The 10,254-nt window shown below is 71.4% G+C and carries 11 protein-coding genes; 2 read left to right on the forward strand and 9 right to left on the reverse strand.

Features of this window, described 5'->3' with window-relative positions:
• Positions 1-228: P-loop NTPase (locus ACFXGJ_RS22320; RefSeq protein ID WP_378624965.1), on the forward strand; the 228-nt coding region annotated here is incomplete at its 5' end.
• Here ACFXGJ_RS22320 and ACFXGJ_RS22325 read toward each other — a convergent pair.
• Genes ACFXGJ_RS22325 through ACFXGJ_RS22365 form a run of 9 tightly spaced genes read right to left on the reverse strand, consistent with a single transcriptional unit; the run spans position 219 to position 9,577 of the window.
• Positions 219-1,442, reverse strand: coding sequence for a VWA domain-containing protein (locus ACFXGJ_RS22325; protein ID WP_378624968.1), 1,224 nt, complete (start codon positions 1,440-1,442; stop codon positions 219-221). The two genes, ACFXGJ_RS22320 and ACFXGJ_RS22325, sit on opposite strands and share 10 nt — an antisense overlap.
• On the reverse strand, positions 1,439-2,089 hold the full coding sequence (locus ACFXGJ_RS22330; protein WP_378624971.1) for an SRPBCC family protein: 651 nt from the start codon (positions 2,087-2,089) through the stop codon (positions 1,439-1,441). Before ACFXGJ_RS22330 ends, ACFXGJ_RS22325 begins: the two co-directional genes overlap by 4 nt.
• A 19-nt stretch (positions 2,090-2,108) precedes the next feature.
• Positions 2,109-2,999: an AAA family ATPase gene (locus ACFXGJ_RS22335; protein ID WP_378624974.1), complete on the reverse strand. Its 891-nt coding sequence runs from the start codon at positions 2,997-2,999 to the stop codon at positions 2,109-2,111.
• On the reverse strand, positions 2,996-3,598 hold the full coding sequence (locus tag ACFXGJ_RS22340; protein WP_378624978.1) for an NTP transferase domain-containing protein: 603 nt from the start codon (positions 3,596-3,598) through the stop codon (positions 2,996-2,998). The genes ACFXGJ_RS22335 and ACFXGJ_RS22340 overlap by 4 nt, the downstream gene beginning before the upstream one ends.
• Positions 3,589-4,455 carry an XdhC family protein gene (locus tag ACFXGJ_RS22345; RefSeq protein WP_378624980.1) on the reverse strand — a complete coding sequence of 289 codons (867 nt, stop codon included), beginning with the start codon at positions 4,453-4,455 and terminating at the stop codon, positions 3,589-3,591. The genes ACFXGJ_RS22340 and ACFXGJ_RS22345 overlap by 10 nt, the downstream gene beginning before the upstream one ends.
• Before the next feature lie 43 nt (positions 4,456-4,498).
• Complete coding sequence (locus ACFXGJ_RS22350) at positions 4,499-6,904, reverse strand: aerobic carbon-monoxide dehydrogenase large subunit (protein WP_378624983.1); 2,406 nt, start codon at positions 6,902-6,904, stop codon at positions 4,499-4,501.
• On the reverse strand, positions 6,901-7,470 hold the full coding sequence (locus tag ACFXGJ_RS22355) for a (2Fe-2S)-binding protein (protein ID WP_378624986.1): 570 nt from the start codon (positions 7,468-7,470) through the stop codon (positions 6,901-6,903). The genes ACFXGJ_RS22350 and ACFXGJ_RS22355 overlap by 4 nt, the downstream gene beginning before the upstream one ends.
• 45 nt (positions 7,471-7,515) lie before the next feature.
• Positions 7,516-8,382: an FAD binding domain-containing protein gene (locus ACFXGJ_RS22360; protein WP_378624990.1), complete on the reverse strand. Its 867-nt coding sequence runs from the start codon at positions 8,380-8,382 to the stop codon at positions 7,516-7,518.
• A 58-nt stretch (positions 8,383-8,440) separates the two neighbouring features.
• Complete coding sequence (locus ACFXGJ_RS22365; protein WP_378624994.1) at positions 8,441-9,577, reverse strand: XdhC family protein; 1,137 nt, start codon at positions 9,575-9,577, stop codon at positions 8,441-8,443.
• 224 nt (positions 9,578-9,801) lie between these two features.
• On the opposite strand from ACFXGJ_RS22365, the gene ACFXGJ_RS22370 reads away from it, so the two are divergent.
• The gene (locus tag ACFXGJ_RS22370) at positions 9,802-10,248 is read left to right on the forward strand and encodes a hypothetical protein (protein ID WP_378624997.1); all 447 of its coding nucleotides are present in this window, start codon (positions 9,802-9,804) and stop codon (positions 10,246-10,248) included.
• The last annotated feature ends 6 nt before the right edge of the window (positions 10,249-10,254 follow it).

A 10,254-nucleotide genomic window follows, 5' to 3' on the forward strand; every position in this document is an offset into this window, starting at 1 on the left:
GTCGCGGACCGCCTGACCAAGGCTGTCGGCGCGAAGGTCCCGCTGCTCGGCCAGATCCCGCTCGAGCAGGCCGTCCGCGAGGGCGGCGACGAGGGCGTGCCGATCGTGCTCGGCGCCCCCGACTCCCCGGCCGGCACCGCGCTGCGCGAGATCGCGGAGAAGCTGGCGGTCCGTTCCCGCGGCCTCGCCGGCATGTCCCTCGGCATCGACACCACCCGTCACCTGTAGGACGCCGCCGGGGCGAGCGAAGCGACGGGGAATGACTCGGCGAGCGGAGCGACGGGGAATGACTCGGCGAAGCCGCCGAACTCGTCCACGTGCGGCAGTGCCGCGGCCATCGCGCCGACCAGCGGCCGGTACCCCGGCGCCCCGGCCCGCGGGTTGAGCCAGATCACCCGGTAGGCCCGGCGGTGCAGCCGCGCCATCGCGACGCCGAGTTCCTCTGGGGTATCGCTGTCCCAGCCATCGGACGCGATCACCACCACCGCCCCCCGCAGGGCGTTTCCGTGGTGTGAGCCGAGCAGCTCGCGCAGGCTGCCGGCGATGTGCGTGCCGCCGAGCCGGTCCCGGACGGTCGCGGTGGCATGCGCGACGGCGGCGCCACCGGACCGGTGGGCCAGCACGGCGGTGAGCCGAGTGAGCCGCGTCGAGAACGCGAAGACCTCCGCGTCGCCACGGAGCACCGCCGCCCGCATCAGGTGCAGGCAGGCGTCGACGAACGGCTGCATCGACTGGCTGACATCGCACACCAGCACGATCCGCCGTGGTCGGGGCACCGGCCGGGTCCGCACGATCCGTACCGCCTCCCACCCGGTCCGCCTCGATCGGGCGATGGTCTCGCGCAGGGCGACCCGACGCCCCGCCGGATGGGGGCGTTCGCGCCGGGTGCGCCGCTGTGGCCACCCGGCGGCGGCCGCGTCCAGCCAGGCACGCAACTCCCGCAGTTCGTCCTCCTCGAACTGCCCGAACGGCCGGCCGTCGACCGCGACCACGCGGCTCGGGAGCCGGTCCGCGGCGACATCGATCTGCCCGTCCTCGTCGCGGGCTGCCCGGATGACGGCCGGGGCGGACACGGAGGTACCCATCCCGGGCAGCCCCGCGCCGACGCTCCCCGCCCGCAGCGTGACCGCGGTGCCCCGCGGGTTCGGCGGAGACGCCGAGCTCGGCCCGCGGGCCGCCGGCGCCACCGTGAGCAGCCCGCCCCCGAAGACCGCCGCGAACACCTCGTCGAACCGGGCGAGGTCGCCCTGTCTGCGCACCAGGGTCAGCCGCGCTGCCCAGTACAGCCGGGACACCGTGGCTGGCCGCAGCAGCGCGAGCGCGCGGGCGAACTCGGCGGCGGCGCCCTCCGTCACCCCGATCCCCGCGGCCCGCAGCCGACCGGTCAACGAGACGGAGAACGCCGCGAGGTCGATTCGGCGGGCGATCGGGGCGGTGCTCATCGTCGTCGAAGGAGCCGGATCGCCGTCGCGACCGCGATTCCTGCCAGCAGCCCCGCGACGGCGGGCAGCAACCAGCGGACGAGTGCGGGCCGGGCCAGCGCCACGAGATCCAGCGGCTCCGGTTCCGCGTGTGGTGGCACCGGACCCGCCTGCCCCTCCCGCTCGCCGGGGGTCGGGACGACGGTGAGGGTCGGCTGCTCGGAACCGCCGGACAGCTTGACCTCGAGCGCGTCCACGAACTGGTCCATCAGCTTCTCCGAGACCTGGGTGATCACCCCGCTGCCGAACTGCGCCAGCTTGCCGACGACCTTCATGTCGGTGTCCACGGTCGCCGAGGTCCGGCCTTCGTGTTCGTCGAGCGCCACGGTGATCGTCGCCGACGCGTTGCCGCCGCCCCGAGAGTCCCGCCCCTTGGCCTCGATCACCGCGCGGTGCGCCGCGTCGTCCTTCGCCTGGAACACCGCGCGTCCGGCGAACTCGCTCACGACGGGGCCGACCTTCACCTTGACCCGGCCGAGGTACGCGTCGCCGTCGCGTCCGGTCAGCTCCGCCCCGGGAAGCAGCCCCGCAACACTCTCCAGGTCGGTGAGCGCTTCCCACGCGACGTCCACCGGTGCACTGACCGGGAATTCGTGCTGCAGCTTCATTCGCCTGCGCTCCTTCGTCTCAGGTACCGGATCGGTCGAAATCGGCGTTGTCGAGCAGTGCGAGGATCGCGACCCGGTCGTCGGGTGTCTTGGCGATCGCCCCGATACTCGCCGCCGCGTCACCCCGGACGAGTTCGCTGGTGCCCAACGCTGCGAGCGCCGCCACCCAGTCGATCGCTTCCGCGACGCCCGGCGGCTTGTCGAGGTCGAGCCGCCGCGCCTCGCCCACGAACGCGGCCGCCGTCGCGATCAGCGCCTCGTTCGCCGCGGGCACGATACGGCGCAGGATCGCCACCGCCCGGTCCGGTTCGGGATAGTCGATCCAGTGGTACAGGCAGCGGCGACGCAGGGCATCATGCAAGTCGCGGCTCCGGTTCGAGGTCAGCACCACCCGTGGCGGTGCCTGCGCGGCGAAGGTCCCCAGTTCCGGCACCGTCACCGCGGCCTCGCCGAGGAACTCGAGCAGCAACGCCTCGAATTCGTCGTCCGCACGGTCGATCTCGTCGACCAGCAGCACCGGCGTCGCACCGCCCCGATGTCGAACACACCGCAGGATCGGCCGCTCCAGAAGAAACTCCTCGGTGAACAGGTCGGCCTCGTCGAGCCGCTCGGTGCGCGACTCCGCCAACCGGATGGCCAGCAGTTGACGCGGGTAGTTCCAGTCGTACAGCGCCTCGGCCGCGCTCAGACCCTCGTAACACTGCAGGCGGATCAGCTCGGCGCCGAGCGCTGCGGCCAGCGCCTTCGCCGCAGTGGTCTTGCCCACGCCCGGTTCACCCTCGAGCAGCAGGGGACGTCCCAGCGCGGACGCGAGGTAGATCGCCGCCGCCGTACCCTCGTCGAGCAGGTAGTCCTGCGCGTCGAACCGTGCGACGACGTCGGCGATGTCCGCGAACTGCGGGTCCGTCACGACGCATTCCGGTCCTGGTCCCGGTCCCGGTCCAGCAGAAGCCGGTACTCGTCCCAGGTGTCGACGTCGGCGGGCACCTCGCCCGGCACCGGAACCTCGACGACCACCGCCGCCGCGGAATCGAACAGCTTCCACACCGCCTTGTCGCCGTGCAGCGTCGCCAGCCGCCCGAACACCGAGCGCCCCAACCACAGTGGATGGCCCCGCCCGTTGTCGTAGTGGCAGACGCCGATCGTGTCAGCCGATACCCGCGCGACCAGCGCCGCCACGGACTCCGCCGCGATCCCCGGCTGGTCCCCCAGCAGCAACACGATCCCGTCGGAGCGCGGATCAACCTCCGCCACAGCAGATTTCATGGACGTCGAGCAGCCACTGCCGGACTCGCCGCAGTGCACCACGGTGGCACCGTGCAAGTCCACCGTCGACTCGATCGCCTCCGCCGACCCTGGCACCGTGACCAGGAGCTGGTCGAAGCTGCAGGATCGCGCGAGCCGAAGGCTCGCATCGAGAAGTGTGGCGCCGCGGTAGGGCAGCAACTGCTTCGGCCGACCGAGCCTGCGCGAGGCCCCCGCCGCCAGCACCAATCCGGTCACGAACATCGCGCATGCTCCTTCTCGTAGGCACGGAGGCAGCCGGGGCCGCAGAACCAGTAGTCCCGACCCTCGACCCTCAGGTGCGGGGTGTCCGGGCCCACCGCAACCTCCATCCCGCAGACCGGGTCCACCGTCCGGTCCGCAGCCGGTTCCGCAGAGGGCGCGACGCCCGACCGCTCGACCCGGCGGGCGCGGACCACGTCCGCCATGACCGACACGGCGATCTCCGCCGGCGTCCGCGCGCCGATCGGCAGGCCGGCGGGGGTGTGCACCAACGCCCGTTCCGCCGCGGTGGGCTCGATCTGGTCGATGACGGCGGCGCCGCGGAGCCGGCTGGCGACCAGACCGACGTAGCCCGCCCCCGCGTCCAGCGCGCCCCGCAGCGCCCGCGATTCCTCGCCTCCGAGGCTCGCGACGATCACCGCAACCGGGTCCTCCGAGCCGCCATCGTCTCCGTCCCGCCGAACCTCGAAGTCCAGGAACCCCGCCAGCTCGGCGACCGCGTCCGCCACCGGCGTCGCGCCGACCACGCGCACGACCGGGGCCGGCAGCCGGGGCTCGAGGAAGATCTCCATGGCGCCGCCGGACAGGCACGGGTTGACCACGACGGCCGCGCCCGGCGCCTCCGGAAACTCCGGGGCGCCGTCGGGCAGCACCCGCAGCAGCACGCTCTCCCCGGAACGCAGGGCACCGAGCGCGGCGGTGCGCACCGAGTTCTGTGCGCACTGGCCGCCGACGAAGCCCTCGATGGTGCCGTCGGACAACACGATCGCCTCGTCGCCGGCGCGCGCGGACGTGGGCGCCTGCGCGCGCACCACCGTGGCATGCACGAACGGCTGCCTGCGCTCCGTGAGCTCGGCCATCCGGGCCTTCATCCGCACTACCCGCACCCTCGTCGTTCAGCTCCTATATCGGCGGGGCCGCCCTGCCCTGCATCGCTTCCCACACCCGAGACGGGGTCAGCGGCATGTCCGCGTGCCGGATCCCGAACGGCTTCAGCGCGTCCACCACCGCGTTGACCAACGCGGGCGGGGATCCCACCGTGGCGGACTCGCCGATGCCCTTGGCCCCGATCGGATGGTGCGGCGACGGCGTCACGGTGAATCCGGTCTCGAAATGCGGCACCTCCAGCGCGGTCGGAATGAGGTAGTCCATGAACGACCCGCCGAGGCAGTTGCCGTCCTCGTCGAACGCCATGATCTCCATCAGCGCCATCCCGATACCGTCGGTCAGCCCGCCGTGCACCTGCCCCTCGATGATCATCGGATTGATCCGGGTGCCACAGTCGTCGACCGCGAGGAACCGGCGCACCTTCACCACCGCGGTGCCCGGGTCGATGTCGACGACGCAGAAGTACGCCCCGTACGGATAGGTGAGATTCTCGGGGTTGTAACAGATCTGGGCCTCGAGGCCACCCTCGAGCCCCTCCGGCAGGTCCCCCGCGCCGTAGGACCGCATGGCGACGTCCTGGATCGTCACGGCCGCGGTCGGATCGCCGGCGACGTGGAAGCTGCCCTTCGTCCACTCCAGGTCCGCGACGGAGACCTCGAGCATTCCGGACGCGATGATCCTCGCCTTGTCCCGGACCTTGCGCGCGACGAGCGCGGCGGCCGCACCGGACACCGGCGTCGACCGGCTGCCGTAGGTGCCCAGACCGAACGGGGTGTTGTCGGTGTCGCCGTGCACCACGTCGATGTCGTCGGGCGCGATGCCGAGCTCCTCGGCGACGATCTGCGCGAACGTCGTTTCGTGACCCTGCCCCTGGGACTGCACCGAGAGCCGCAGCACCGCCTTGCCGGTCGGGTGCACCCGCAGCTCGCAGCCGTCCGCCATGCCGAGTCCGAGGATGTCCATGTCCTTGCGCGGCCCGGCCCCGACGGCCTCGGTGAAGAAGGACATCCCGATGCCCATCAGCTCGCCCCGCTCGCGGCGCTCGGCCTGCTCGCGGCGTAGGTCGGCGTAGCCGATCATGTCCATCGCCTTGCGCATGGTGGTCTCGTAGTCGCCGGAGTCGTACACCCAGCCGGTCTTGGAGGTGTAGGGGAACTGGTCCGGCCGCAGCAGGTTTCGGAGTCGCAGCTCCGCGGGGTCCATCTCCAGGTCGTACGCCAGACAGTCCACGAGCCGCTCGACCAGGTACACCGCCTCGGTGATCCGGAACGAGCACGCGTACGCCACCCCGCCCGGCGCCTTGTCCGTGTAGACGGCGGTCATCTTGCAGTACGCGGCCTCGAGGTCGTAGCTGCCGGTGAACACACCGAAGAACCCGGCCGGGTACTTCACCGGCGCGGCGGTGCCGTTGAAGGCGCCGTGGTCGGCCAGCACGTTCGTCCGGATCGCGAGGATCTTGCCGTCCCCGGTCGCCGCGATCTCCCCCTGCATGATGTAGTCCCTCGCGAACCCGGTGCTGGTCAGGTTCTCGTTGCGGTCCTCCATCCACTTGACGGGGTGCCCGGTGACCAGGGACGCGACGATGGCGCACACGTACCCGGGGTAGATCGGCACCTTGTTGCCGAAGCCGCCGCCGATGTCCGGGGACACGACGCGGATCTTGTGCTCGGGCAGCCCGGCGACGAGCGCGTACAGGGTTCGGTGCGCGTGCGGGGCCTGGGAGGTGCACCACAGCGTCAGCTTCCCCTCGACCGCGTCGTAGTCGGCGACGGCACCGCAGGTCTCCATCGGAGCCGGATGCACTCGGGGGTAGACGATCTCCTGCCTGGTGATCACATCCGCCCTCGCGAATGCGGCCGCGGTGGCCGCGGCGTCGCCCGCCTCCCAGTCGAAGACGTGGTTGTCGGTCTTGCCGTCGAGGTCGGTGCGGATCACCGGGGCGTCCGGGTCGAGCGCCCGGCGGGCGTCGATCACCGGGTCGAGGACGTCGTACTCGACGTCGATCAACTCGAGCGCGTCCCGGGCCGAGTACCGGTCCTCGGCGACCACACAGGCCACCTCCTGGCCCTGGAACCGCACCTTGTCGGTGGCGAGGACCGCCTGCACGTCGTTCGACAGCGTGGGCATCCAGGCCAGTCCCTGCTCCGCCAGGTCCGCTCCGGTGATGACGGCCTTGACCTTCGGATGCTGCTGCGCCGCAGCGGTGTCCACGCTCACGATGCGGGCGTGCGCGACCGGTGAGCGCAGCACCGCCATGTGCAGCATGCCGGGCAGGACGATGTCGTCGACGTAGTGGCCCCGCCCCCGGACGAACCGCGGGTCCTCCTTGCGGAGCATGCGGCCGTAGCCGATCGGTTTGGTGTCGTTGTCGACGTGGTCGGCGTCGGGCCGGTCCGGGACCGGGCGGTCGACGGTGGTCATGATCCACTTCCGATGTGCTCGCTGGTTTGCGGCGCCGGTGCCGTCGAGTCCGGCTGCGCCGCGGTCGGACCGGTGTGCCGCTCGGGTTCCGGCGCCCGCTCGGCACCCTCCTCGTGCTCGGCCGCCCACAGCACCGACCGCACGATCGTGGTGTACCCGGTGCAGCGGCAGATCTGGCCGGAGATCGCCTCCCGGATCGCCTGCTCGTCGGGGTGCGGGTTACGGTCCAACAGGGCCCGCGCCGCCATCATCATCCCCGGCGTGCAGAACCCGCACTGCAGCCCGTGACACTCCATGAAGCCCTGCTGGACCGGGTCGAGGACGCCGTCGTGTTCGAGGCCCTCGACGGTGCGGACCTCGTGCCCGGCGGCCATCACCGCCAGCATCGTGCAGGACTTGACCGGCTCGTGGTCGACCCACACCACGCAGGTGCCGCAATTGCTGGTGTCGCAGCCCCAGTGAGTTCCGGTCAGCCGCAACTGGTCCCGCAGGAAGTGCACGAGAAGCATCCTGGGTTCGACCTCCGCGGTGACCTCCTCGCCGTTCACAGTCATCGTCACCTGCATCGCTTCTCGTCCTTCCGTACTCGACTGCCGGTGCTCGAGGCCCGGCTAGTGCACCCGCCCGGCCGCGGTGAGCAGGGTGCGGCGGGTCAGTTCCTTCGCGAGGTGCCGCTTGTAGTCCGCACTGCCGCGCTGGTCCGACACCGGTTCGCAGTGCCGCGAGGCCAGCTCGCCCGCATACAGCGCGACCTCGTCGGTGCACGGCTTGCCGACCAGGAACTCGTAGACCTCCCCGAAGCCGGCGGGGTCCGCGTTCACCGCGGTCAGTCCGACCCTGGCGTCGACGACGAGCGGGCCGTCCAGCCAGATCGCGGCACCCGCTGCCGCGATCGCCCAATCCCCCACGCGCCGTTCCACTTTCTCGTACGCATTCGAACCGTGGTCGCGGAACGGGATCCGAATCTCGGTGAGCATCTCGTTCGGCGCGGCCGCGGTCTCGTACGGGCCGACGTGGAACTCCTCGATTCCCACCACCCGCTCGCCCGCCGGGCCCCGCAAGACGCAGGTCGCGTCGAGTACCCGGCACACGGTGGTGAGGTCCTCGGCGGGGTCCGCCTGGCACAGCGAACCGCCGATGGTGCCCCGGTTCCGGACCGTCGGGTCTGCGATCACCCGCTCGGCGTCCCGAAAGATCGGCCACAGCGCCGCGAGCTCGGGTGACTCGAGCAGTTGGCGGTGCCGGACCATCGCGCCGATCCGCGCGCCGGTGGGATCCACGGTGACGCGACCCAGCTCGTCGTGCAGCGGGTTGATGTCGATCAACCACTCCGGGTTGGCCAGCCGCAGCTTCATCATCGGGAGCAGGCTGTGTCCACCGGCGACCAACCGGGCCTGGTCGCCGTGCCTGTCCAGCAACCCGATCGCGTCCTCGACGCTCGTCGCTCGTTCGTATTCGAAGGGCCCTGGCACCTGCATGGGATCTACCTCGCTCACCCCACCGACCACTTCAGCGTCGGCCGGTCCGGCGGCGGTGTCAACAGTCGGGAGGGGTTCCTTCGTGGTGGATTCGGCCCGCCACGAAGGACAACCGCTCCCCGCCGCCGCCCCAGCGCAGTTCGATGATTTCCGCCGCGATCGACACCGCGGTCTCCTCGGGCGTGCGGGCACCGATGTCCAGCCCGATGGGGCTCGACAGCCGACCCAGTTCGGCCTCGGTCAACCCGGCCTCCCGCAGTCGCTCGAGCCGATCCAGGTGCGTGCGGCGCGAGCCCATCGCCCCCACGTAGCCGATCTCGGGCAGCCGCAGCGCCACCGCCAGCAGCGGGACGTCGAACTTGGGGTCGTGGGTCAGAACGCAGATCGCGGTGTTGCCGTCGACGGCCCCCGCCTCGATCTGTTCCTGCAGGTACCGGTGCGGCCAGTCGACGACCACCTCGTCCGCGGTCGGGAAGCGCGCATGCGTCGCGAATACCGGCCGCGCATCGCAGACCGTCACGCGGTAGCCGAGGAACGCGCCCTGGTGCGCGACGGCGGCGGCGAAGTCGATCGCCCCGAACACCAGCATCCGCGGCCTCGGGCCGTGCGAGTTCACGAACACGCGCATGCCCTCCCCGCGCCGCTGCCCGTCCTCGCCGTAACCGAGCACCGCCGTCCGGCCCGCGGCCAGCAGGCCCCGGGCGTCGTCCGCGACCGCGGCGTCGGCGCGCGCCGAACCGACCGTCCCGCGGGTGCGGTCCGGGTGCACGATCAGCCGCGACCCCACCCGGGCGGGGTCGGGATGGTCGATCACGGTCGCGACCGCCACCGCCCGGCCGGCCGCGACGTCCGCGGCCACGTCGGCGAGTTCGGGAAAGCTCGCCGACGACACCGCCTCGATATAGATGTCGATGATGCCGCCGCAGGTCAGGCCCACAGAGAAGGCGTCGTCGTCGCTCACGCCGTAGCGCTCGAGCACCGGTGTCCCGGTCTCGACAACCGCGAGCGCACGCTCGTACACGTCTCCCTCGACGCAGCCGCCCGACACCGAACCGGACGCGGTCCCGTCCGGTGCGACCACCATCGCGGCGCCCGCCGGCCGCGGTGCCGAGCGGAATGTCGCGACGACGGTCCCGACACCCGCGGTCCCGCCTGCGTGCCACACCTTCATCAGATCCGCCAGGACGTCCTGCATGAGCAGCACCCCGATACATCGTGGTTCCCGATTCCGCCATCGTATGGCGGCGGAGGGTCGGGCGGAGCGGTCGGAGGGTTCGACGACGCCGCCAGACACCTGTAACCCCGAGACACCGACAAATCGCCCGGTTCGTCCACGGCGATTCGTCCCGATTGTTACCTTCGCAGACGAATCACCCAACGACGCCGCGGGACAGCGGCGTCCGACGACAGGGATCGGGAATGAAGAGTGCTCTCCTGCGCGCGGCGATCGTCTCGGCGGCCACCGCGCCACTGCTCGTGCTCGCCCCGGCGATCGCCTCCGCCACGTCGATCGAGTCGACCGCGGACGTGACCGAGAACGACGTGACGGCCTCGGTGAAGAACGTTCCGCTGGGCACGCTGTGCGGGGCCACCCTGATCGACCAGACCACCGGCACGGTGGTCGAGGACATCGCCCCCACCTCACCCGGCGACGACGGCTGGCAGGGCTACTCGTGGGGCGGGGTCGCCGACGGCGTCTACCAGGTGCGCCACCACTGCACGGTCGACGACACGGTCGTCTTCGAGGTCACCTACCGCGACCTGGTGGCCCCGAGCCCGATCCGGCCACTGTTCGGCTCGCTCGACGCCGGCAGCGGATGGGTCGGTGAACCCGGCCTGATCGAGAACCTCTTCGGATCGTCGTAGCCTCGC

Origin of the sequence: Rhodococcus sp. NPDC059234 (assembly GCF_042754225.1) — a bacterium.
Lineage (GTDB): Bacteria > Actinomycetota > Actinomycetes > Mycobacteriales > Mycobacteriaceae > Rhodococcus_G.

Bases quoted from the DNA above. Each gene is read 5' to 3' on its own strand.
- ACFXGJ_RS22325 (WP_378624968.1), bottom strand. From the start codon at position 1,442: ATGAGCACCGCCCCGATCGCCCGCCGAATCGACCTCGCGGCGTTCTCC.
- ACFXGJ_RS22330 (WP_378624971.1), bottom strand. From the start codon at position 2,089: ATGAAGCTGCAGCACGAATTCCCGGTCAGTGCACCGGTGGACGTCGCG.
- ACFXGJ_RS22340 (WP_378624978.1), bottom strand. From the start codon at position 3,598: ATGTTCGTGACCGGATTGGTGCTGGCGGCGGGGGCCTCGCGCAGGCTC.
- ACFXGJ_RS22345 (WP_378624980.1), bottom strand. From the start codon at position 4,455: ATGGCCGAGCTCACGGAGCGCAGGCAGCCGTTCGTGCATGCCACGGTG.
- ACFXGJ_RS22350 (WP_378624983.1), bottom strand. From the start codon at position 6,904: ATGACCACCGTCGACCGCCCGGTCCCGGACCGGCCCGACGCCGACCAC.
- ACFXGJ_RS22355 (WP_378624986.1), bottom strand. From the start codon at position 7,470: ATGCAGGTGACGATGACTGTGAACGGCGAGGAGGTCACCGCGGAGGTC.
- ACFXGJ_RS22360 (WP_378624990.1), bottom strand. From the start codon at position 8,382: ATGCAGGTGCCAGGGCCCTTCGAATACGAACGAGCGACGAGCGTCGAG.
- ACFXGJ_RS22365 (WP_378624994.1), bottom strand. From the start codon at position 9,577: ATGCAGGACGTCCTGGCGGATCTGATGAAGGTGTGGCACGCAGGCGGG.
- ACFXGJ_RS22370 (WP_378624997.1), top strand. From the start codon at position 9,802: ATGAAGAGTGCTCTCCTGCGCGCGGCGATCGTCTCGGCGGCCACCGCG.